Below are 23644 nucleotides of genomic sequence, written 5' to 3' on the forward strand. Positions count from 1 at the left end.
TATTTTATAGATCAAGAGAAGCGGTGCTGCGATAAGAGAATCGGTTATAAATAAATGATCCGATCTGCTGAATCGCAGCCAGAATGATCAGAAACAACAGTTCACTTATGGTGAAACTGAGCATCCACCAAATCCCGGCTCCTGTCAGCACTCCCGCAAGAATTTTTTTGAACAGGGTGCCATGCTGGAAAAGCTGCAGCAAGTACGTTCGCATGTAAAACAATAAATACAAAATCAGCAACACCGCAAGTCCTATTGAAACAGCGGGGGGCGTGTGAAGGCGGAAAGGGACGGCTTTGACGATTTCGAACATACAGCCGAATATGATGACTTGGCATAATACAGCAGCCATCACATATGTTTGGCGGACGTTTTTATAGCTGTCACGCAGCATTTTGACATCTTCTGCATAGCGGCTGCACAATCTGTGATGCCGGAAGTCACAGCAGCTTTGATGAGACTGTGTGAGTTTCTGAAAAGCTGCTGTCATGTTTTTTACGGATTGGGTGACATAGTGTAGATAGAGAAAAGCGGGCAACATCAGGACGGAAGCGGTTAAAGCCAGCAGTCCGAGCCGCAAAGCATCATTGTCGATCATCTGTACATATTGCGCTGCGGCTTCGGCAACGGCCTGAACCCAGCCGAAGGAATAAGCCGCCATACCTACGAGCAGCAACAACACGGTAAAGACAGTGCTTTTTTTCATTGTCCGATCGCCTCTTTCTGTGAAATGTGAATGACCGCTTTTTTAGAAGATGCCAATGCATCAATGAGAGACAAGAAATCCTGACTATTCATATCGCGAATGATGCGGTAAACGTCGAGAAATGTGCAATCGCACCTGTCACACTCGGCCGCCCATTCGAAGCATTTACGCGCATAATCGCTGTCATAGATGATCGCATCTGTCAAAGAGCCCTTGCCGTATTGGAGCCAGGCCGCAATCTGTTCTTTCTGCTGTGTGACGTAGTAGGAAGCGACATCGATATAAGCTGAAGAATGAACCCCTTGACTGTGTAGCATCAAAAAACCGCCATCCTCATACAAGTGAGCCTCGGCTGACAAGCGATTGATTTCCAGACGGTACGTCTGCTGAATCTCTTGAAAAAACGGTGAATCTAATTGAAATAGAATTCGAGACGCAATGTCCCAATAAAGCTTTACTGTCAACAGATCGTTTTGCCCGGGAAGTGCGCCGATCTGCAAGCCGGTCCATGTGTCTTCCATCCGCTTCTCATCACCGAGCACCACTTTTTGTGAGAGGGTTGGAGGGCACGCGGGTATCATTTTCCTTTCTGCTTTATGAACTGGACGTTTTTTCAGCCCAAGGTGAGAAGGCAAAAGGTCTTCCGTATCTTCTGAGCCTCCAATCAAAAACAACGTCATCCGCTCGGGCTGGTAAGCGGCATTGTAGGCTTTCTGTAAATCACGGATGGTCATCGCCTCAATGTCCTCGATTCTGCCTGCTGGATAGACGGCAGCAGGTGAGGCGGGAGAAAGCATGCTGATCAGCTGATAACGGTAAGAGAGTTGATGATTGAGGTGTGCTGTTTCAATTTCGCTTGTAATCACAGCTTTTTCCTGAGTGACAATCCTCTTGTCAAATGAGTGATTCCATAACGCATCAAGCAGGATGGGGACTGTCTGCGTCAGCCGATCCGGCAATGAGGTAAACATGAAATTAGTATCAGTGTAGGTGGTGAATGCATTTAAAAGCGCGCCATGCGCAAAAAAATCACTGTACAGATTGCGGCCATTATGCCAGAAGAGAAGATGCTCTAAAAAATGCGCTGTGCCATACGGGAGCAGCTTGTCGCCAGAATCTTCTTGTAAGCAGACATCACGGCTTCCAAAATCAATTTTTACATTGCACAGCCGCAGATGGGCGCGGGGGAATTTCAACCTGAATATTTTCAGCCCGCTGTCTGTGTATCTGATATCGGTTCGTTCATCCAGCTGTTGAAAGAATGCTTTCTTTTCCATCTCTTCATCCCCTTACTACATGAGCTCCGATATAATTGATATTTGCTATGAATTGAAATAGATCGCGGCACGTAACCGCGGAGATGCCATCCAGCAAGTCTTCTTTTTCACAGGAGAAGCGGCGCAGGATCTCCATATAGGCCAAGAGCCCTTCGGGAGAATCGAATTGCAGCAGCATTTCATTGCGTAAAAATTGTTTTGCCTGTTCCAGTTCCCGCTCATCCGTTTGAAAATGTGAGACAGCTTCCAAAACGCGCGGGGGAATTTCTTTCTCATGAAGCTGGTTCGTACATATTGAAACAAGCAGCAGATTGTTCATGATGTCGTAACGGGTAATGACATGATAGACTGCCAGATCCTTCTCGCGGAAATGCTTGAATAAAGCGGAATGCCCGTACTTTCCGAGCAATCCGTCTAGCAGCTGAATGTTGATATAATCGCTCTTATCTTTCATCTCCCCGCAGTTAAACCCGAGTGTCAAGACGGAAGGACCTGCTGCGCTGCGTGTTTCTGTTTCAAAAACATGCCGGTTCACGGGTATTCTTCCGGCTGTCACGGCAGACGCTTGCGGGGCATGTCCCGGAATATCACAAGCTTGTATATCTCCCAATATGTTCAGCTGTTTTTGCTGGGACAATAAATTAATGATGAAGTCCGTTGCGTCGAGAAACCGTTTAGGATGGATCGCCTGTATCTTGTCTTTCCTGCCAAACATGCTTGTGCCGTACATCGGGTTTCCGAAGGTCTCCTCGACCAAACGGGCCGCCGAGTAGGAGAAGGGATTTGCGAATTTCTTTTCGATTTTCAGCAGCAGCTCACTCTTTGCCTTTTCAACGCCGGCGGCTGAAAGAGAAGAGGGGAGGGACATGTCTGCAAATGTTTTTAACAGGGCATCAACATGAAGATGCCTGTTATATAGCGGGTGAATGAAACGGGTTCCGCAGGTTTTCAGCTGTTTGTCAAAAAAGAGATTTGCTGAATACATAAAGCGGCTTCCGGCAGCATAACCGAAAGCGTCAATGATTTGCTGCTTCAGGTGTCCGGCGGCGCCGTAAAAATAAATCGTTTCTTCTTCAGGTTCCGCCGCGCTTTCGATCGGTTTCAGAAAGCTTGCGGCGATTGAGATTGTTGAAAATTGATGAGTCTTCAGCAGATTAACTTCCAAGCCGTTCTCTTTTGCTTGTATCAAAGAAACCACCATCCTGTTTTTGCAGGTAATAGACTATGATCAGCCCGGCAATCGGAATGACCGCCAAGGAGACAGCGGTGCGGGCTAATGTGGCTAAGAAAAGGGGAAGACAAAATAGATAAGACCGGTATTTTGAGAATCCGCTCCAGAGCTGCTGCTCCGTTTGCCAGCCGAAGAACGGCCTTTTTTCATCAGCGGTTAACCGGATCAACGCTCCCGCCAGCAGCAATTCAATACACTGCATAAAAGTGAGGGCTGAAATCGGGCGGCCGCTGATGAAGCCCACAATCATAGCGACAAGGAGAAATCCGCCTGCCAATAGGCCTGAGTAAAAGCGATATTTTGCCCAAAACATCGTTCTCCGTTTTATCGGAAGCGTGATCAGCAGCATCCGATCGTTTTTTTCAATAGAGTACAAAAGGGCGATCGGCGAGCAGATCAGCAGAAGGGCGGAAATCACAATATAAATCACCTGCTGATTGAAGATGCCGGTGTTCAACATCTGGAACGAAAAGAAGCCGCTGAACGCCGCCATCACCACGTAATTTAACAGCATTGCTTTAGTAGACATAAATCGGTTCCATTCTCTCTTGTAAAACGAAAATTCAGATCTCCGCATAAAAGAATGCATCTTGCTCTGCTGCGGAGGCGCCTGCAGAAAGACAGGAAAATCAATAATCACCGCCCATAGCATGTGAACCGCGCATAGCGGGATCGTGACGGCCGGCATAAAAGCGGCGCTGAGGCATACACAGGCGAATACCGCCGCATGCAGGAGAAACATCCAGTTCTTCTTTTTGACGAAATGGTTGCTCAGCACAACACCGAATAGAATCGAATAAACGGTAAAAAACGAAAATCTGCCGAGCCAAAACAATGTTTGCGCCCCTGACAGCGTTCCGTTTCCAAATAAGAACAGCGGTAAAATAAAAAAGAATAACGTTCTTCTCAAACAGGTGTCCACAAACAGAACGACACTCTGGGCGAGCCAAAAGCTTCGTGAAGAAATCGGCAGCAGGCAGCTCAGCTTCATATAAGATTCCTTCCATTGAGATGCCACGGAAAGAAACACCATATATCCGTTCATCAAGAGAAGCGCGAGTATGATATATGTTTTTCCCAATACCGATTCGTCAATACCGGCCTGGCGGATCAGCCCGATTTCAAACACAGCGAGAATCACAAGCCCTGCGGCAATGCGGATGGCGTCCTTTTTCCCTTGCCGGCTATACAGCTGTTTGAACAGCAAAGACATGATGGGGAATAAGTTATTCATGTCCGATCACCTCGAAAAATTCCCGCCGCAGATCGGTCTCCTCTCCAATCGGAATGACCTTTTGGATCTGTTTGTTGTGCAGAATGGCCGCATAATCACAAAATCTCTGCACAACATCGAGCAGATGGGAAGAAAACAAAATGGTTCCGCCTGCCTCACAGTACTCGCGCATTTTCTGATAAAAGACCTCTATCGATTCCACATCCAAACCGACGAGCGGCTCATCCAAAATAAACAGGGGAGCCCGCAGCAATAAGCCTGTCATCAACACAACCTTTTGCCTGTTTCCCAAGGACAGCTCCGAAATTCTCCTGTTGATGTATTTTGAAAAATGAAAGGCTTCAGCCAAATTGGTGAACTGCTGCTCTGAAAAATCCTTTTGATAAAGCGAATGGACGAAAGACACATAGTCCTTCGCCGTAATTTCTGTAAACAGCAACGGATAATCGGCGGCGAAGTAACGGTGAATCTTCAGTTGATCTGATGTTTTCTGCGGCATACCGGCCTCCGCTTCAATGCCGCACAGCGTAAAGCCCCCGCTGTAATTGCGGTTCACTCCTGTAAGTGTATTGATCAGTGTTGTTTTGCCGGCGCCGTTTACCCCAAGCAATCCGTAAACGGCGCCTTTTTCTAAGTGTAAATCCACGTGTTCTAAGATGACGTTGTCCCGTTCATACCAAACGGATACATCGTGTATATCCAAAATGCTCATCGCGAATCAGTCTTCCGCGCGCGCATCCCGAAAAGAATGGCAATCGCAATGAAGATCACCGTAAATAGATAATCGCTTTTGACAAAATAGACGACTGCGCCGATGACAAAGATAAATGAAAGGATATACAGTAAAATTCTTCTTTGTGCTGGTGACAAATCGTTTCCCTCCTAAATAAGCTGGACCACGTCTTCTAATTGTTCATTTTTCGCCCAAGAGCAAATGTTTTTCCGGTGATATTTGTTAGCGTTCAGCCCTTTTAAGTAACAGCCTCCGCAATAGCCGCTAAACGGGCATTTGTCTTTCATGCAATGCTCGCTGAACCGCGGCGCCTGCGCTTGCCACAGTTTATGGACGAGAGGGGAGTTAAAGATGCTTTCATATGAATCATGAAAAATATTTCCCAATGAAAATTCCTTCGGAAAGAGCGCGCATGGACGTACTTCTCCGAACGGGCTGATCACAATGGACTTCCAGCCAGCGCCGCAATTTGCCGCTCGTTTTCTCTCATAAGGAATAATCGGAATCAGTTCTTTAAACTCATCAATGACATGTTGCTCGTATTCCATAAATTTGCGGTGCTGCTCGGCATCTTTTGTGGGGTGGACAATATCTCTGCCTCTTCCGAAATCATCAACCCAATTGTAAGAAAACGCCTTCGCCCCAAGATCCCGAACCTTTTGGGCCATATCGTGGATTTCCCACATGTTTTTTTCGAAAACGGACATGGCGACTCTGACAAATATACCGTGGTCACTCAACAATTTTATCGTTTTACAAGTTTGGGCAAAAGAGCCTTTTCTCCCTCTAAAGGAGTCATGGACCTCGGAGTTCACACTATCGAGAGAAATGCCGACAATGATTTTTTGCTTATACGCTTTCAAAAGCTCGAGGCTTTCTTTTCGCATGAGTGTTCCGTTCGTTAAGACAGCGACCTTTTTGAACCTTTTGCACACATAGTCAAGGATCTCATTGGCGTTCGGATGGACAAAAATTTCTCCGCCCGTGATTTCGCATGTCAATACACCGTTGTCAAACAGCATATCAGCCGTTTTCTTGAATTGCTCAATCGACACGGTGCCGAGCGCTTCCGGCGAGCTTTCCAAATAACAGTGGGCGCATTTCAAATTACAGCGGTGCGTCAGCTCAAAGGTGGCGTGCAGCGGCATCGGAAATTCGTTGCTTCCGCTCGTGGTGATGGTTTGGCTGCTGGGCCGATTTCCAAGCTGGATGACCTGCTTGTTGAGGAGCATGTTGAGCATGTCGTAATACCAGTCCTTATGGTCTTCCGGTGATTCATCGTACACTGCGCATTGATCCGCCAAAATCTGAGCAGCTGTTTTTTGCCCCTCCATTCGCATGCAAAGCTCGTAAGCTGTTTTGTTAAGATCCAAATATTCAAAGTCAGAAATGGAGACATTATCCCGCAAATAGTCGATTTCTAGCACGCCGCCCTCAGGAAGCTGGTGAACTCTTACACTTTCATTAATAAATGGAAACATTTGCTCTGTAAACAAAATACCATCCCCTATACATATGATTCAAATGAAAAACGATTGTGTATGTATAACTAAGAGGTAGATTTTAGTTAAAAATTGTAATTTACTTAAAAAGGGCATAGCAGAAAGACTATGCCCTTTTAGAGAACCTTATCCCCATAGACCGAATAGACCTGTAGCACCGGCAATTTCAAAATCAGGGATAGGACCGTCCACTAGACAAACGGCTCCGATCGAGCATGTCGCACAACCTTTGTTTTCTACAATGACTGCTTTTTTCATCATTGGATCCTCCCTTTTTGTTTTTCTAGCAGATCTATGTTGTACTTTTATCATAAAACTAATAAATTACCAATTCAATACATATATATTGAAGAAAATGTGAAATAGAAACGGTAGATTTCGGAAAAGTGTAACATTTCCTAAAGGTAACTAATAATATGATTTTCTCTTCTATTAAGGAAATGCTTTTATGAGGTTTATCTTCAAATCTGATGAGCAATGATGGTAAGATAGAAGCAGTTGAAGTTTACAAACCGAATGATTATACTATTCAAGTCAAAGTGGAATGATGAAAAGGACGTGTCAAAATGAAGCAAGAGACACCGATAACACTCCATGTGAAGTCTGTGATCGGGGATGACGGAAACCAGGAAGTCATCGAATTCCGCACCACCGGATTTTACTATGTTAAACAAAATAAAGTGTATCTATCTTATTATGAAGAACACGACTTAGGCAAAGTAAAAACGATTGTGAAAGTAAGCGAAGGCGAAGTGCTGGTCATGAGGTCAGGCGCGGTCAAAATGAATCAGCGTTTCGTAACGGGAGCTTCCACAATTGTCAAATATAAAATGTCATTTGGTGAGCTTGAGCTGAAAACAAGCACAAAATCAATTCAATCTGATCTCGGTGAAGAAAAAGGCCGTATCAGCATCGCATATGACATGCATGTCGGAGACGAGCAGCAGCATTTACATCATATGACGATCACGTATGAGGGAGGAACTCACGCATGAACATTGCGGAACAAATGAAGGACGTGCTGAAAGAAGAAATCAAAGCGGCCGTTCTGAAAGCGGGGCTGGCTGAAGAAAGCCAGATTCCGAATGTCGTTTTAGAAACACCGAAAGATAAAACACACGGCGATTATTCAACAAATATGGCGATGCAGCTGGCGAGAGTCGCAAAAAAAGCGCCGCGCCAAATCGCTGAAGAGATTGTCGCTCATTTTGATAAAGGAAAGGCTTCGATTGAAAAACTGGATATCGCCGGTCCGGGTTTTATCAATTTCTATATGAACAATCACTATTTAACGAAGTTGATTCCGTCTGTGTTAAAAGCAGGGGAAGCGTACGGGGAAACGAATATCGGAAACGGTGAGCGAGTTCAGGTCGAATTCGTATCAGCGAATCCGACGGGAGACCTTCACCTTGGCCATGCGCGCGGTGCGGCTGTCGGCGATTCTTTGTGCAATGTGCTTTCAAAAGCGGGTTACGATGTGAGCCGCGAATACTACATTAACGATGCGGGAAACCAAATTAACAACCTTGCGCTTTCTGTTGAAGTCCGTTACTTTGAAGCGCTCGGCTTGGAAAAACCGATGCCGGAGGACGGCTACCGCGGCGAGGATATCATTGCGATCGGAAAGCGTCTCGCTGAGGAATACGGCGACCGTTTCGTTAATGAAGACGAAAGCGAACGCCTCGCGTTTTTCCGTGAATACGGTCTGAAATACGAGCTGGAAAAGCTTCGCAAGGACTTGGAAAACTTCCGTGTGCCGTTTGATGTGTGGTATTCCGAAACGTCACTGTACCAAAACGGAAAAATCGACAAGGCGCTTGAAGCGATCCGCAAAAAAGGCCATGTTTATGAAGAAGACGGCGCGACTTGGTTCCGCTCTACGACGTTTGGCGATGATAAAGACCGCGTATTGATCAAGAAGGACGGCACGTACACGTATCTTCTGCCTGATATCGCATACCATAAGGACAAGCTTGATCGCGGCTTTGATAAGCTGATCAACGTTTGGGGAGCCGATCACCACGGCTATATCCCGCGCATGAAAGCGGCAATCGAAGCGCTGGGCTATGAAAAAGGAACGCTTGAAGTAGAAATCATTCAGCTCGTTCACCTTTACAAAAACGGCGAGAAAATGAAAATGAGCAAACGGACGGGTAAAGCGGTAACGATGCGCGATCTCATTGAAGAAGTCGGCTTGGATGCCGTGCGTTACTTCTTTGCAATGCGCAGTGCGGATACGCATATGGATTTTGACTTAGATCTTGCTGTATCAACATCTAACGAAAACCCTGTGTATTACGCACAATACGCACATGCCCGTATTTGCAGCATGCTTCGCCAAGGGGAAGAGCAGGGACTAAAGCCGGCGGCAGATCTTGATTTCAGCCATATTCAATCAGAAAAAGAATATGACCTGCTGAAAACGATCGGCGGCTTCCCAGAGGCAGTGGCGGAAGCGGCGGAAAAACGAATTCCGCACCGTGTCACAAACTATATTTATGATCTGGCTTCTGCTCTGCACAGCTTCTACAACGCAGAGAAAGTCATCGATCCTGAATATGTAGAGAAGAGCCGCGCGCGCCTGGCTTTAATGAAGGCCACGCAAATTACGCTGAACAATGCGCTTCAGCTGATCGGCGTATCGGCTCCGGAAAAAATGTAATCATGATGAAAAGACAAAGTCTTCGGGCTTTGTCTTTTTTTTATATGTGAAACGTGTGATGTAATTCACAAACCTGTTTGCCGAGTTTTTGTATGATAGGACTGATTATTGAATCATTGAAAGGAGCAAGCCGAATGTTCAACCGTCAACATATTCAATTATCGTTACAGTCATTAAGCTTGGTGGCAGGGTTTATGGTTTGGGTGCTGATTTCATCACTCATTAGCCAAATCACATTAGATATTCATTTAAGCAAAGGCGAGATTTCTATAGTGACGGCGATTCCCGTGATCCTCGGGTCGCTTCTCCGCATTCCTTTAGGGTATTTAACGAATAGGTTTGGTGCGCGGCTGATGTTTATGATCAGCTTCATCCTGCTTTTGTTTCCGGTGTTTTGGATCAGTATCGCGGATTCTTTGTTTGATTTAATCGCAGGCGGTTTTTTCTTAGGGATCGGGGGGGCAGTATTCTCCATTGGGGTGACGTCCCTTCCGAAGTATTATCCGAAAGAAAAGCACGGTTTCGTCAATGGAATTTACGGGGCCGGAAACATCGGAACCGCGATTACCACATTTGCGGCGCCGGTTATCGCCCAGACTGCGGGATGGAAAGCAACCGTGCAGATGTATATGGTTCTGCTGGCTGTTTTCGCATTGCTGCACGTTTTGTTTGGCGACCGGCATGAGAAGAAAGTAAATGTTTCCGTAAAAGCTCAAATCAAAACCGTTTACCGAAATCACGTCCTCTGGTTTCTAAGCCTGTTTTATTTTATTACGTTTGGCGCCTTTGTCGCCTTCACCATCTATCTCCCGAACTTTCTGGTAGCGCACTTTGGTCTTAATCCAGCGGACGCCGGTTTGCGGACGGCCGGCTTTATTGCCGTCTCCACGCTGCTCAGGCCTGCGGGCGGATTCTTGGCTGACAAATTGAGCCCGCTCCGCATCCTGATGTTCGTTTTTGCGGGACTTACATTATCAGGCATTATTTTATCGTTCTCGCCGACGATCGGCCTTTATACGTTTGGGTCAATAACGGTGGCGGTCTGCTCAGGTATAGGAAACGGAACCGTTTTTAAACTGGTGCCTTTCTATTTTTCAAAGCAAGCGGGGATTGCCAATGGTATTGTGTCTGCCATGGGGGGATTAGGCGGTTTTTTCCCTCCGCTGATATTGGCGAGTGTATTTCAGGCAACAGGCCAATACGCGATCGGCTTTATGGCGCTTTCGGAAGTGGCGTTAGCCAGCTTTGTCCTTGTCATTTGGATGTATTGGCAGGAAAGAATGAAAATGCACACGGAGAGAAACAGTCAGAGCGTCAGCTAACACTGGTCATTCACAAGATTGTTAGTTTTTTCTCGATGGGTGCAAAACAATTCACGTTACAATAAACATACGCAACGTGACTTTCTTCGAGGTGAGCTCATGAATTTTCTCTCTGTCCGACCATCTGATAGTGATCTTATTTCCAGCGATCTGCATGAATTGCTGGAATCGATCAGTACGAAAAGAAAAATGGAAAAACACACGTATTTGTTTCGGGAAGGAATGGATGCAGAAGAGCTATATCTTATTCAATCAGGACTCATTGAAATCGGCAAACTGACATCTGACGGAAAAGATCTGACCCTTAGAATCTGCCAAAAAAATGATATTGTCGGGGAATTAACACTTTTCACTGAAGAACCGAGATATATGCTCAGTGCAAAGGTGCTAGAGGATGGCGAGGTGCTCGTCATTAATAAAAACAAGCTGGAAAAGGAACTCATCCAAAACGGTGCTTTGACATTTGAATTTATGAAATGGATGAGCACCCACCTCCGGAAAATCCAGTCTAAAATCAGGGATCTGCTTCTTCAAGGCAAAAAGGGGGCGCTCTACTCCACTCTTATCCGTTTATCGAACAGCTACGGGGTGGAACGAAGCGACGGCATTCTGATTAACATCGCGCTGACAAATCAAGATTTGGCAAAGTTTTGCGCGGCGGCAAGGGAAAGCGTCAACCGTATGCTCGGAGACCTCCGCAAACAAGGGGTGATTTCGATAGACGAATCCGGAAAAATTATTTTGCACAAGCGGGACTATTTACGATGTGAGATCGAGTGTGAAAATTGTCCGCTGGAGATTTGCAATATTGACTAAAAAAGCCAAGGGCCGCCGGCGGTCCTTGGTTTTTATCTAGTGATAAACAAACACATGACGGCAAAAAAGAAGCAGGCATTCACGATTTCCAGAATGCCGATCGTTTTCGCGGGCCAATCCCTTCCGTGAAAAAACCATGCCCGCAAACTGCTTGGGATAAAAGCAAGAAATGCCCATCCTGCTCCGAGAAGAGCGGATAAAAAGGGGAGCAGCAGATGATATCCCCATGAACAGTATGCAAAAAACCTGTTCTTTCTCTCCCGGATCACCGACTTTACATAAAAAGAACTCCCGATAAAAAATAAAGCAGATTGCAAGAAAATAAACCAAGCCCAGCCGTCAAGGGTTCCCGCCCCCAGCCAGCAGCTCGCAAGCCCGCCTGAACAAAAGAACAAGACACCCGCAATATCATTCACTAGTGCTCGTTCGTTTTTTCGGCGGGCATAATACGTATGAATGAGAAAAAGCGGAAATAAAGAAACGTCAACCCAGATGAGCGCAGGCTTATAAAAGACAGGGATCATCAAAAAGCAGCAGGCCAGAACACCGTAATAACATATCCACTTTTGATAGGATTTAATCTGTTTCTTCTTCATGGCGAGTGTGATGGGGTAGACCATCAAGTAAAGGAAAAGCAAGCCTAGGAAAAGCGGAAGATGCCAGAAAACGGGACCTCCCTTGACCATCCCAAGCAAAAATGGAATCAGCAGCATCGCCCATGCGCCGTGCTGCTTCGGAATCAGCGCCTTCATCGAAATCCTCCTTTTTTATTTCATTATAAGTGCAGTCACTCTCCCGATAAGTGACATACATCATACAGGCTGTGAAATACATCACTGCTGTACAGGCTCAATCGAGTTACACTAAAGCTATCCTTAGCACAGGAGGCTTTCCTATGAATCAGTGTGACTATTTATTGTTTCTGAAACAACTCCCTATGTTTAATGAAGTGCCTCTATCCATTGTCGAAACTTTGCTGAAAAACGGGACGTTTATCGGCGGCTCATCTGATCAGGCTTCATCCTTTCTTCATTCTCAATCCGTTTATATTGTATTAAAAGGCAGTGTCCGTTTTATGGACAGCAGGCTCCCTGAAGGATCGAAAACCGTTGCGCTGTGGGAAAAAGGCGATGTGTTTCCGATTGATGAAAAAGGCGGGCTGTATTTATCGCCTTTTATCTCAGTCAATGCCTCTTCGGACATTCTTATTCTCAAAATCCCTTTTTATATATTTAAAAAAATGATGACTTACAACCCACAGCTGCAAATGAATTTTTTGGCGGTACTTCAGCAAAATGTCTTTTGTTCCTATCAACTATTTTTGCGTTATCTGCATACATCACAAGATAAAAACGCCGAGCCCGGTTCTTAAATAGAACCGGTTTTTTGATCTTTGAATGAAAAGCGGCTAATGACTCAGGCGTCCTGCCTGAACGCCGCCCTCATCACTTCCTGTGAAAGTCTGTTCCTTCTTCTCAGTGTGAACATTTTGTGAAAAAAGCAGAGTGTGTGACATAGTTCACAAGAAAACACGCTGTCTCTGTTTATAGTGAACTTAGCATCACCTGACTCGGAAGGAGTGAACGCTCATGAAGAAAAAGAAAATGAGTCCGTTGTTTAGGAGATTAAACTATTTCTCTCCTATCAAACACCATTCAAATAAACATAGCCAAACCACCCGCGAAGATCGCGATTGGGAGAATGTATACAGAAACAGATGGCAGTACGACAAAGTCGTGCGTTCCACCCACGGTGTCAACTGCACGGGGTCATGCAGCTGGAATATATATGTCAAAAACGGAATTGTCACGTGGGAAGGACAAAACTTGAATTATCCATCAACAGGCCCTGATATGCCTGATTTTGAACCGAGAGGCTGTCCGCGGGGGGCCAGTTTTTCTTGGTATATCTACAGCCCGCTCCGTGTGAAATATCCATACGTGCGCGGTGTTCTGATCAATTTATGGCGGGAAGCTCTGCAGGCTCATCAAAATCCATTGGAAGCCTGGAAATCAATCGTTGAAAACCCTGAAAAAGCGAAGTCCTATAAACATGCAAGGGGGAAAGGCGGTTTTGTGCGAGCTGAATGGCCGGAGGTGCTGAAGCTGATTTCAGCCTCTCTGCTCTATACAGTCATGAAATACGGTCCAGACCGGAATGTCGGCTTTTCTCCGATTCCGGCCATGTCCATGCTCAGCCACGCCTCAGGCTCCCGGTTTATGTCTTTAATCGGCGGCCCTATGCTCAGTTTTTATGATTGGTATGCGGATCTTCCTCCGGCATCCCCGCAAATTTGGGGTGACCAGACAGACGTTCCGGAAAGCAGTGATTGGTACAATTCAGGCTATATCATCACATGGGGCTCCAACGTTCCGTTAACGAGAACACCTGACGCGCATTTTTTGGCGGAGGCCCGCTATAAAGGCGCTAAGGTCATCTCAATTAGTCCGGATTTTGCGGAATCCTCAAAGTTCGCGGATGACTGGCTGAGTATCCGTCAAGGGACTGACGGGGCGCTTGCGATGTCCATGGGTCACGTCATTTTGCAGGAATTTTACGTGAATCAAGAGACGGAACGTTTCACTGAGTACGCAAAGCAATACACTGATTTTCCGTTCTTTGTCACCCTGTCGAAAGAAAACGGCGTATACACAGCGGGGCGGTTTCTGCACGCGAAGGACATTGGGCGGCAGACAAATCATGATCAGTGGAAGCCTGCTGTCTGGAATGAACAGATAAGCGCATTTGCCATACCACAAGGAACAATGGGCTCCCGCTGGGACGGGCAGCAGAAATGGAACCTGCACATGATCGATGAAGAAACCGGAGAACCGATAGAACCCCGTCTCTCTGTACTCGGAATAGAGGACGAAATCGGCACGGTGCGCATCCCGTATTTTTCAGATGACGGAAACAAAGTGCTTGAGCGGGATCTTCCTATAAAAAAACTGAACCTGAACGGCGAAGAGGTTTGTGTCACGACTGTGTTTGACTTGATACTGGCCAACTATGGCGTGAACCGGGGCATCGGCGAACAGTCAGCTGTCTCCTATGATGATCCTGAGCCGTTCACGCCTGCCTGGCAGGAAAAGATGACAGGAATCAAAAAAGAAGCCGTCATGAAGATTGCCAGAGAGTTTGCCCTAAATGCGATCGATACAGACGGCCGGTCCATGATTATCGTAGGAGCGGGGATTAACCACTGGTTCAACTCCGACACGATTTACCGGGCGGTGTTAAATCTTGTTTTACTGGTAGGCGCCCAAGGTGTAAACGGCGGAGGCTGGGCTCACTATGTGGGGCAGGAAAAGCTCCGCCCTGCTGAAGGGTGGCAGACGATTGCAAATGCAAAGGACTGGGAGGGCGTGCCCAAGCTGCAAAACGGCACATCATTTTTCTACTTTGCAACAGACCAGTGGCGATACGAGGACCAGCCGATCAGTGACTTGGCTTCGCCGATCGCTGCGTCATCCCGCTACAAGCATCACGCCGATTACAATGTGCTGGCAGCGCGATTAGGGTGGCTGCCGTCTTATCCGACATTCAATCAAAACGGAATTGACCTATACAAAGAAGCTGAACAAGCGGGGGCAGCAAAACCTGAAGACGTTGGGGCGTACGTGGCTTCACAGCTTCAAGAGAAAAAGCTGAAATTCGCGATTGAAGATCCAGACAATGAAGCCAATTTCCCGAGGAATCTCTTCGTATGGCGGGCAAATCTGATTTCGAGTTCAGGAAAAGGGCATGAATATTTTCTCAAGCATCTGCTGGGGACGACAAATGGATTAATGAATGACGACAGCGACAGCATCCGCCCTGAAGAAATCAAATGGCGGGAGCAGGCACCGGAAGGTAAACTCGACTTGTTAATCAATCTTGATTTTCGAATGGCTGGTACGGCACTTTATTCTGATATCGTACTGCCGGCGGCGACATGGTATGAAAAACACGATCTCAGCAGCACAGATATGCACCCGTTCATTCATCCTTTCGCTCCGGCCATCTCGACTCCGTGGGAATCGAAGTCAGACTGGGATATTTTCAAAGCACTGTCAAAAGCCGTTTCTGATCTGGCAGAAGAAGTCGAGATGAAACCTGTGAAAGAAGTGGTCGCGACGCCGCTCCTTCATGACACCGTGCAGGAATTGGCTCAGCCGTTCGGCAAAATCAATGACTGGAGCAAGGGCGAATGTGAAGCCATTCCGGGAAAAACGATGCCGAACATCCATGTTGTTGAGCGGGACTATAAACAAATTTTCGCCAAAATGACAGCGCTGGGTCCTCAAGCCGCCCTAAAACCGAGCGGAACAAAAGGGATGAGCTGGTCGATAGCCGATGAATATGAATCACTCAAAAAGAGACTGGGAGAAATCACAACGGACAGCGTTGCCAAGGGATGTCCGAATATAAGTGAAGCGAAGCAGGCGGCAGAGGCAGTTTTAACCTTATCATCCACTTCAAATGGAAAAGTCGCTGTGAAAGCCTGGGAATCACTTGAAAACATCACAAACCTGAAACTGAAAGACCTGGCGGAAGAACGAGAGGAAGAATGCTTTACGTTCGAACAAATTACAGCCCAGCCAAAAACGGTCATCACGTCTCCGGCATTTACCGGCTCGGAAAAAGGGGGACGCAGGTATTCGCCGTTTACGACAAATGTAGAAAAATTAATCCCGTGGCGAACACTGACCGGCAGACAATCTTATTATGTCGATCATGAACTGATGATGGAATTCGGTGAAACGATGGCAACATTTAAACCGATCCTCCAACATCGTCCGTTTTTAAGCAAGCGGCCAGATCAAGAGGGCAAAGAAATCGTCCTTAATTATTTGACACCGCATAATAAATGGTCCGTCCACAGCATGTATTTTGATTCTTTACCGATGCTGACGCTGTTCCGCGGCGGGCCGACCGTGTGGATGAATAAAGATGATGCTGAGGACACGGATATCAAGGACAACGATTGGATTGAATGCTTCAACCGAAATGGCGTTGTCGTCGCGAGAGCGGTTCTGTCTCACCGGATTCCTAAAGGAATGGCGTTTATGCACCATGCCCAAGACCGCCACATCAACGTACCCGGCACAAAACTGACGAATAACCGCGGAGGCACCCACAACAGCCCGACAAGGATTCATGTTAAACCGACACAGATGATCGGGGGCTATGCCCAGCTCAGCTACGGCTTTAACTACTACGGCCCAACGGGGAATCAGCGCGACCTGAACGTCGTCATCCGCAAGCTGAAGGAGGTCGATTGGCTTGAAGATTAAAGCGCAAATCGGTATGGTCATGAACTTGGATAAATGCATCGGCTGCCACACGTGCAGCGTCACCTGCAAAAACACGTGGACAAACCGTGCCGGTGCGGAATATATGTACTTCAATAATGTAGAAACAAAGCCGGGCATCGGCTACCCGAAGCAATGGGAGGACCAGGACAAATATAAAGGCGGCTGGACATTGAAAAAAGAAAAGCTCGAGCTGAAATCCGGCCCGAAAACGAATCGGCTTGCAGGCCTTTTCTATAATCCAAACCAGCCGTCGATTGATGATTACTATGAACCTTGGAACTATGATTATGAAACATTAACAAACAGCCCGCAGAAAAAACACCAGCCGGTGGCGCGCCCGAAATCGTCGCTGACGGGGGATTTCATGAATATCGAATGGGGCCCGAACTGGGAGGATGACCTCGCAGGCGGCCACATTACGGGGCTTGAAGATCCAAACGTGCAAAAGATGGAGGAATCGATCAAAACAGAATTCGATGAGGTCTTTATGATGTATCTGCCGCGTATCTGTGAGCACTGCATCAATCCGGCGTGCGTGTCCTCTTGTCCATCGGGGGCCATGTACAAACGCGAGGAAGACGGCATTGTGCTAGTGGATCAAAACGCATGCCGTTCATGGAGATATTGCGTCTCATCCTGCCCTTATAAAAAAGTCTATTTTAACTGGCAAACGAACAAAGCGGAAAAATGCACCCTCTGCTTTCCGCGTCTGGAGGCTGGACTGCCGACCATCTGCTCCGAGACGTGTGTAGGCAGAATCCGCTACCTCGGCGTCATGCTATATGACGCGGACAAAGTGGAGGAAGCGGCATCTGTTGAAAATGAAAAGGATCTCTACCATTCCCAATTGGACGTTTTTCTTGATCCGCATGATCCTGAGGTTGCCAAGCTGGCAAAAGAACAAGGCATCCCGGCTGAATGGATAGAGGCTGCTCAGCAATCGCCGATCTATAAAATGATTATCGACTGGAAGATTGCGCTGCCGCTTCACCCTGAGTACCGCACATTGCCGATGGTTTGGTACATTCCGCCGCTGAGCCCGATTATGAATCTCTTTGAAGGAAAAGGCAGCCAGCAATCTGCGGAAGATATTTTTCCGGCTATCGACCAAATGAGAATTCCGATTGACTATTTGGCGCAGCTTTTAACGGCTGGTGATACGGATCATATTCGGTCAACGTTAAAGAAAATGTCTGTCATGCGCCAGTATATGAGAGCGGTCCAGACGAATAAATCCATCGACCCGGCACTGATCTCCAGCGTCGGCTTAACAGAACAGCAAATTGAAGACATGTATCGGCTGCTTGCGATCGCAAAATATGATGATCGCTTTGTGATTCCAAGCAGCCACCGAGAAGAAGTGTCTGATTTATACGCTGAACAAGGGAGCTGCGGCTTATCATTTTCAGGCGGCCCCGGCTCTTGTTTTTAATTTTTGATAAATGAGGTGTAACAAGATGAACACCACAGACCGGCAAATCACGTTCTCCGCTCTTTCCTGTCTTCTGTCTTATCCAGACGAAGAGTGGAGAGCCGAGCTTCCCGATTGGAAGGCTCTTACCCATGAAATCGGCAACCGGAAAATCCGGGAGATGCTGCTGCACTTTTTCGAGGCGTCAGCCAGCTTTTCTCATGAAGCGCTAATTGAACACTATGTCTATACGTTCGACTTCGGGAAAAAAACGAATATGTACGTCACCTACTTTAACTCAGGCGAGCAAAGGGAACGCGGTATTGAATTGCTGCATTTAAAAAACACCTACCAGCAATCCGGTTTCCTGCCGACAGACAAAGAGCTGCCTGATTATCTCCCGCTTATGCTGGAATTTGCCGCGGTTGCGGAGATTGAAGCTGCGAATAGCGTGTTTGAAAAATATTTGTCCAATGTGAGGGAGCTGGCATCCCGCCTCGAAAAAAATGACAGTATCTATGCGGAGCTGCTGCACGTGCTGCTGGCCGCGCTGGAAAACATCGGCGTACGTGAAGGCGTTGAAGGGGCTGTTCAGCCATGAGCGGGCAGATCCTGTGGGGCGTGATGCCATACATTGTCATGACGATCTTCATCGGCGGTCATATTTACCGCTATCAGCATGACCAATTTGGCTGGACGGCGAAATCAAGCGAGCTGTTAGAAAAGAAAAAACTTGCGGCAGGCAGCACCCTTTTTCACTGGGGCATGCTGTGCGTTATCGGCGGGCATGTCATGGGCATTCTGATCCCGGAAGCCGTGTACGCTTCCATTGGCATTTCAGAGCATGTGTATCACAAAATGGCGATTGGCGCGGGCCTGCCTGCCGGAATCGCGGCATGTACCGGACTTTTCATCCTGACGTACAGAAGGCTGTTTGACAAAAGAATCCGCAAAACGAGCTCGCCATCGGATATCCTTACGCTTATTCTGCTGCTGTTTATGATGCTGTCGGGTCTTGCCGCCACATTTCTCAACATTGATTCGAAAGGATTTGACTACCGGACAACAGTCGGACCGTGGTTCAGGGAGATCTTTTTGTTCAGGGCTGACGCCTCTTTGATGGAGAATGTCCCGCTATGGTTTAAGCTTCATATCATAATCGGATACGTCGTTTTTATCCTGTGGCCGTTTACGAGACTGGTTCACGTGTTCAGTCTCCCGCTCAAATATCTGACACGAAGCTATGTCGTGTATCGGAAACGCTCGTGAAAATCCCCCTTGCAAGAGGGGGATTTTTTGAAAACATAAAAACATAAGATATTTTCTGCCAAGGTAATGGCTGGGCGGCCGGGTATCCTGTTATGTTTGTAGGTGAAAATGACATCATCTAAAAAGGAGAGTGAAGAATGAAACGAATTTTACTCATTTTAACTGCTTGTCTTATGACAAGCGCCGGAGTCCTGACACTCAGACATTCTCACGTATTAACCGGCGGCACAGCCGGATTGTCACTAAGTCTGTCATACTTGTTTCATTCCTCGTTTGCCATGATCTTCTTTCTGGTCAATATTCCGTTTTATGTATTTTCTCTCATCAGAATGGGCATCAAATTCACCTTATCCACTGTATTTGCAGTCACAGCGCTGACTCTGTTTACAAGCGCGGATCATTGGCTGCCGTCTGTCTCATTTTCACCGCTTGCCGGGGCGATTTGCGGCGGGACGCTGATCGGGTTTGGCTTGTCGCTCATGTTTTATCATCAGGCATCGCTCGGGGGTGCCAATATCCTCGCTTTATTTCTGCAAAAGCGCTACGGATGGAATCCGGGTACAGTTAATTTTCTCTTCGATTTCGGCGTAGTGCTGGCCGGCATTTTCTCCGTTGGATTGCTGGAAGGCCTCTTCTCTATAGTGTCGATTGCGGCGACGGGTTTGATCGTCGGCTTCTTCAAAAATAAAATCAAAAGCAGCTATTCACTCAAGCCCGGATTACTCCGGAACATCACACCCGGCCAATCTCAGGAAGCCTCATCATAAGCCTTCCGCTTCTTGCGGAGGGGCTAAAGGTTTACAGACTAGAAAAAAGAGGTAATACGGAGGTAATCGAATCAGATTGGAGAGAGTGAGGATGCTGAAAAGGAGACTGGAATTTTTCTTTTTATATATCATGCTCATCGGGGCATATGTCATATGGTTTTTTCCGGTTTCCAGGCTTGAGTTTTACGGAGGATTGCTTTGCTATGTAAGTATTATTTTGTTTAGCATCTATTCGTTAATTCTTGAAAACCGCACCTCGCAGCACACGCTGTTATGGATCCACATTCTCGTCTTTTTTCCAATCATCGGCTACATGTTTTATCTGTTTTCCGGACAGCTTTATGTGAAGGGAAAGCTTTTTAAAACAAAACGAATGTACAACCGGGAAAAGCTCAGGAAGCTGTTTGACAGGGAGGAAACGCCTGAAGTGACAGGTCTTAAAGACAATCAGGAAAGGTTCTTTACGTATTCCATCAGGGCTGCCCATATGAATATCAATACGAAAAGCGATATCAAAGTGCTGAAAAACGGCGAAGAAACCTTTCCCGATATTTTCAAAGCGATGCGGAAAGCGGAATCTTATATACATATTGAATACTACATGTTCAAGTCGGACATGCTCGGCCGCGGCATGATGGACATTATGATGGAAAAAGCGCGTCAGGGTGTCGAGGTGCGGTTTTTATACGACGCCGCAGGAAGCATCAAGCTGGCAAGAAGAGATATCATGAAAATGAAACAAGCGGGAGTGGACATCGTTCCGTTTTCTCCGCTGAAATACGGGTTTTTCAACCAGAAATTGAATTTCAGAAATCACCGGAAAATTGTGGTCATCGACGGAAAAATCAGTTTTGTGGGCGGATTAAATGTCGGAAAGGAATATATCAGCAAAGATCCGTATATCGGGTTTTGGAGAGACACTCACCTCCGGCTGGAAGGAGAAATTGTGCAAACGCTTCACGCCATCTTTATGCTGGATTGGGAATACGTCTCCGATGAAGTGTTAATAGATCAAGAGGAGTACAATACGCCGGTTCCCGTGGAGGGAGGTGGTATATATCAAATTGTCGCGACAGGCCCTGACATGAAGGAAAGCATGAGCGACCTCTATTATGAAATGATTACTTCAGCCCAGAAATCAATCTGGATCGCCACGCCTTATTTTGTCCCGAATGAGTCCATTCGCACGGCGCTGAAAGCAGCGGCGACAAAAGGAGTAGAAGTAAGGGTCATGGTGCCGGAGACGAACGACAGCTTTTTGACGCAATACGCGTCGAGATCCTATTTCCCGGAGCTGCTTCTTGAGGGCATTGAAGTGTACTCCTACCAAAAAGGCTTTATGCATCAAAAGGTGATGATTGTTGATGGCGATCTCGCCTCGGTCGGCACAGCGAATATGGACATGCGCAGCTTCCAGCTCAACTTTGAAGTGAACGTGTTCTTCACGGATGCCGAAGCGATACGCACCCTTGAAGACCATTTTGAAGAGGATATGCTGGACAGTGAAAAACTCACCCCTGTCGCCTTTTACAAAAGAGGGGTGACCGACCGGACAAAAGAATCCTTTGCCCGTCTATTTTCAGGCGTTCTGTAAGAAAAAGAAATCTGATCTTTAAATACAGACAGTGTATAGTATAATTGAGAAAAGTTATCAGTTATTTATGCATTGGAGGAAGATAGGGTGCTGCGGCAATTTTTTTCATACTATAAACCATATAAAACGTTGTTCTTTCTCGACTTTTTTTCGGCGATCGCGGGAGGCTTAATGGAGCTGAGTTTTCCTTTGATCGTCAATTATTTTATTGATACCTTGCTTCCGGGCAGGGACTGGGGCCTAATCATCGCGACTTCAATCGGCTTATTTGCGGTGTACGCGCTCAGCTCGGCTCTCCAGTATATCGTGACATACTGGGGGCATATGCTCGGGATCAATATCGAGACCGATATGAGAAAATCGCTTTTTGACCATCTGCAAAAGCTCTCATTCAAATTTTACGACAACAACAAGACGGGAACGCTCATGTCGAAGCTGACGAACGATTTAATGTACATCGGCGAAGTTGCCCATCACGGCCCGGAAGATTTATTCATTGCCATCATGACCATTCTCGGGGCGTTCGGGGTGATGCTGTTTATTAACTGGCAGCTGGCATTACTAACGTTTATCATCATGCCGATTGTCATATGGCTCGCGCTTTATTTCAACAAAAAAATGACCAAAGCGTTTACCGCGCTGAACAAAGATATCGGAGCCTTCAGCGCGCGTGTGGAAAATAATATCGGCGGCATCCGGCTCGTGCAGGCGTTCGGCAATGAAGCGTTTGAAAAAGAACGCTTCGCCGTCAACAATCAGCGTTTCCGTATCACAAAGCTTTCCTCATACAAAATCATGGCGAAAAACGGTTCAATCAGCTACATGCTGACTCGGTTTGTCACATTGTTTGTCCTTTTGTGCGGAACATGGTTTGTCATTCGCGGCTCCTTATCGTACGGGGAATTCGTGGCGTTTGTGCTCCTGACGAATGTGCTGTTCAGGCCTATTGACAAAATTAACGCTATTATCGAAATGTATCCAAGGGGAATCGCCGGTTTTAAAAGCTATATGGAACTGATGGAGACAGAGCCGGATATTCAGGATTCCCCTGATGCGAGAGAAGTTTCCGCTCTGGGGGGCAATATCCGCTATGAACATGTTTCGTTTGGCTATGACGACCATCACAGTGTTTTCGATAACATAAACCTATCCATTCAAGCGGGGGAAACAGTTGCGTTCGTCGGTCCGTCAGGTGCGGGGAAATCAACGCTTTGCAGTCTGCTTCCGCGCTTTTATGAAGCATCGGAGGGCAACATTACGATCGACGGCATCAGTATTAAAGACATGACGCTGTCTTCGCTGCGCGGGCAAATTGGCGTCGTGCAGCAGGACGTTTTTTTGTTCTCTGGCACGCTTAGAGAAAATATCGCCTACGGCCGATTAGACGCATCAGAAGAAGACATTTGGCAGGCTGTGAGGCAGGCGCATCTGGAAGAGCTCGTCCATAGCATGCCGGATGGATTGGATACCATCATCGGCGAAAGGGGCGTGAAGCTTTCCGGCGGGCAAAAGCAGCGTCTGTCAATTGCGCGGATGTTCTTGAAAAATCCGTCGATCCTGATTCTCGACGAAGCAACCTCGGCCCTTGATACAGAAACAGAAGCGGCGATCCAAAAGGCGCTGCAAGAATTGTCCGAGGGGCGCACCACGCTCGTCATCGCTCACAGGCTGGCGACAATTAAAGACGCGGACAGAATTGTGGTTGTCACAAAGAACGGAATTGAAGAGCAAGGGCGCCATCATGACCTGATTGAAGCCGGCGGTCTTTACAGCAGGCTGCATCAGGCGCAATTCGGAGAAATGGTTCAGCAATAGGAGAAGAA

At 46.9% G+C, this 23644-nt stretch carries 21 protein-coding genes and 1 pseudogene; 12 read left to right on the forward strand and 10 right to left on the reverse strand.

What is annotated here, in order from left to right; genetic code table 11:
• Positions 1 to 4: 4 nt before the first annotated feature.
• The 9 genes and pseudogenes from V6D41_RS08635 to sboA all read right to left on the reverse strand — a co-directional run bounded on the left by V6D41_RS08635 (position 5) and on the right by sboA (position 6941).
• Positions 5 to 706 (reverse strand): bacteriocin biosynthesis protein AlbG, encoded by a 702-nt coding sequence (locus V6D41_RS08635; RefSeq protein WP_333517931.1) that lies wholly within the window; start codon positions 704 to 706, stop codon positions 5 to 7.
• Positions 703 to 1983, reverse strand: coding sequence for a M16 family metallopeptidase (locus V6D41_RS08640; RefSeq protein WP_333517932.1), 1281 nt, complete (start codon positions 1981 to 1983; stop codon positions 703 to 705). The genes V6D41_RS08635 and V6D41_RS08640 overlap by 4 nt, the downstream gene beginning before the upstream one ends.
• A 4-nt stretch (positions 1984 to 1987) precedes the next feature.
• Positions 1988 to 3148, reverse strand: a complete 1161-nt coding sequence (locus V6D41_RS08645) for an insulinase family protein (protein WP_333518162.1) — start codon at positions 3146 to 3148, stop codon at positions 1988 to 1990.
• Complete coding sequence (albD, locus tag V6D41_RS08650; RefSeq protein WP_333517933.1) at positions 3138 to 4448, reverse strand: antilisterial bacteriocin subtilosin biosynthesis protein AlbD; 1311 nt, start codon at positions 4446 to 4448, stop codon at positions 3138 to 3140. Before albD ends, V6D41_RS08645 begins: the two co-directional genes overlap by 11 nt.
• Positions 4441 to 5160 (reverse strand): ATP-binding cassette domain-containing protein, encoded by a 720-nt coding sequence (locus V6D41_RS08655; RefSeq protein ID WP_087992741.1) that lies wholly within the window; start codon positions 5158 to 5160, stop codon positions 4441 to 4443. Before V6D41_RS08655 ends, albD begins: the two co-directional genes overlap by 8 nt.
• A complete protein-coding gene (gene albB, locus V6D41_RS08660) occupies positions 5157 to 5318 on the reverse strand; it encodes an antilisterial bacteriocin subtilosin biosynthesis protein AlbB (RefSeq protein ID WP_148962483.1) in 162 nt (53 codons plus the stop codon). The genes V6D41_RS08655 and albB overlap by 4 nt, the downstream gene beginning before the upstream one ends.
• A gap of 12 nt (positions 5319 to 5330) precedes the next feature.
• Positions 5331 to 6677 carry a subtilosin maturase AlbA gene (gene albA / locus V6D41_RS08665; protein WP_148962484.1) on the reverse strand — a complete coding sequence of 449 codons (1347 nt, stop codon included), beginning with the start codon at positions 6675 to 6677 and terminating at the stop codon, positions 5331 to 5333.
• Positions 6678 to 6701: 24 nt separating this feature from the next.
• Positions 6702 to 6853 (reverse strand): annotated as a pseudogene (locus V6D41_RS08670) (bacteriocin-like protein SboX).
• Positions 6810 to 6941 carry a subtilosin A gene (sboA, locus tag V6D41_RS08675; protein WP_087992738.1) on the reverse strand — a complete coding sequence of 44 codons (132 nt, stop codon included), beginning with the start codon at positions 6939 to 6941 and terminating at the stop codon, positions 6810 to 6812. Before sboA ends, V6D41_RS08670 begins: the two are co-directional and overlap by 44 nt.
• Positions 6942 to 7249: 308 nt before the next feature.
• Here sboA and V6D41_RS08680 point away from each other — a divergent pair, with 308 nt between their 5' ends.
• From V6D41_RS08680 to fnr, 4 genes are all read left to right on the forward strand, one after another.
• A complete protein-coding gene (locus V6D41_RS08680; RefSeq protein WP_333517934.1) occupies positions 7250 to 7678 on the forward strand; it encodes a DUF1934 domain-containing protein in 429 nt (142 codons plus the stop codon).
• On the forward strand, positions 7675 to 9345 hold the full coding sequence (gene argS, locus V6D41_RS08685; protein WP_333517935.1) for an arginine--tRNA ligase: 1671 nt from the start codon (positions 7675 to 7677) through the stop codon (positions 9343 to 9345). The genes V6D41_RS08680 and argS overlap by 4 nt, the downstream gene beginning before the upstream one ends.
• A 134-nt stretch (positions 9346 to 9479) precedes the next feature.
• Positions 9480 to 10667, forward strand: a complete 1188-nt coding sequence (gene narK, locus V6D41_RS08690; RefSeq protein ID WP_333516380.1) for a nitrate transporter NarK — start codon at positions 9480 to 9482, stop codon at positions 10665 to 10667.
• 99 nt (positions 10668 to 10766) lie between these two features.
• Positions 10767 to 11483 (forward strand): fumarate/nitrate reduction transcriptional regulator Fnr, encoded by a 717-nt coding sequence (fnr, locus tag V6D41_RS08695; protein WP_333517936.1) that lies wholly within the window; start codon positions 10767 to 10769, stop codon positions 11481 to 11483.
• Positions 11484 to 11515: 32 nt separating this feature from the next.
• Here the strand turns inward: fnr and V6D41_RS08700 are convergent, their stop codons facing one another.
• Entirely contained in the window at positions 11516 to 12235 is a 720-nt protein-coding gene (locus V6D41_RS08700; protein WP_333517937.1) for a YwiC-like family protein, read from the reverse strand.
• 143 nt (positions 12236 to 12378) lie between these two features.
• On the opposite strand from V6D41_RS08700, the gene V6D41_RS08705 reads away from it, so the two are divergent.
• The 8 genes from V6D41_RS08705 to V6D41_RS08740 all read left to right on the forward strand — a co-directional run bounded on the left by V6D41_RS08705 (position 12379) and on the right by V6D41_RS08740 (position 23636).
• Positions 12379 to 12855, forward strand: a complete 477-nt coding sequence (locus tag V6D41_RS08705; RefSeq protein WP_333517938.1) for a Crp/Fnr family transcriptional regulator — start codon at positions 12379 to 12381, stop codon at positions 12853 to 12855.
• A gap of 217 nt (positions 12856 to 13072) precedes the next feature.
• Entirely contained in the window at positions 13073 to 16759 is a 3687-nt protein-coding gene (locus V6D41_RS08710; RefSeq protein ID WP_333517939.1) for a nitrate reductase subunit alpha, read from the forward strand.
• Positions 16749 to 18212 carry a nitrate reductase subunit beta gene (gene narH / locus V6D41_RS08715; protein WP_333517940.1) on the forward strand — a complete coding sequence of 488 codons (1464 nt, stop codon included), beginning with the start codon at positions 16749 to 16751 and terminating at the stop codon, positions 18210 to 18212. Before V6D41_RS08710 ends, narH begins: the two co-directional genes overlap by 11 nt.
• Before the next feature lie 25 nt (positions 18213 to 18237).
• Positions 18238 to 18792, forward strand: a complete 555-nt coding sequence (gene narJ, locus V6D41_RS08720) for a nitrate reductase molybdenum cofactor assembly chaperone (RefSeq protein ID WP_333517941.1) — start codon at positions 18238 to 18240, stop codon at positions 18790 to 18792.
• Entirely contained in the window at positions 18789 to 19460 is a 672-nt protein-coding gene (gene narI, locus V6D41_RS08725) for a respiratory nitrate reductase subunit gamma (RefSeq protein ID WP_333517942.1), read from the forward strand. Before narJ ends, narI begins: the two co-directional genes overlap by 4 nt.
• 137 nt (positions 19461 to 19597) lie before the next feature.
• Positions 19598 to 20227 (forward strand): YitT family protein, encoded by a 630-nt coding sequence (locus V6D41_RS08730; protein WP_333517943.1) that lies wholly within the window; start codon positions 19598 to 19600, stop codon positions 20225 to 20227.
• Positions 20228 to 20318: 91 nt separating this feature from the next.
• Complete coding sequence (cls, locus tag V6D41_RS08735) at positions 20319 to 21821, forward strand: cardiolipin synthase (RefSeq protein WP_333517944.1); 1503 nt, start codon at positions 20319 to 20321, stop codon at positions 21819 to 21821.
• 87 nt (positions 21822 to 21908) lie between these two features.
• Positions 21909 to 23636, forward strand: a complete 1728-nt coding sequence (locus tag V6D41_RS08740) for an ABC transporter ATP-binding protein (protein WP_333517945.1) — start codon at positions 21909 to 21911, stop codon at positions 23634 to 23636.
• The last annotated feature ends 8 nt before the right edge of the window (positions 23637 to 23644 follow it).

This window comes from Bacillus sp. 0102A, assembly GCF_036765155.1.
GTDB lineage: Bacteria > Bacillota > Bacilli > Bacillales > Bacillaceae > Bacillus > Bacillus subtilis_G.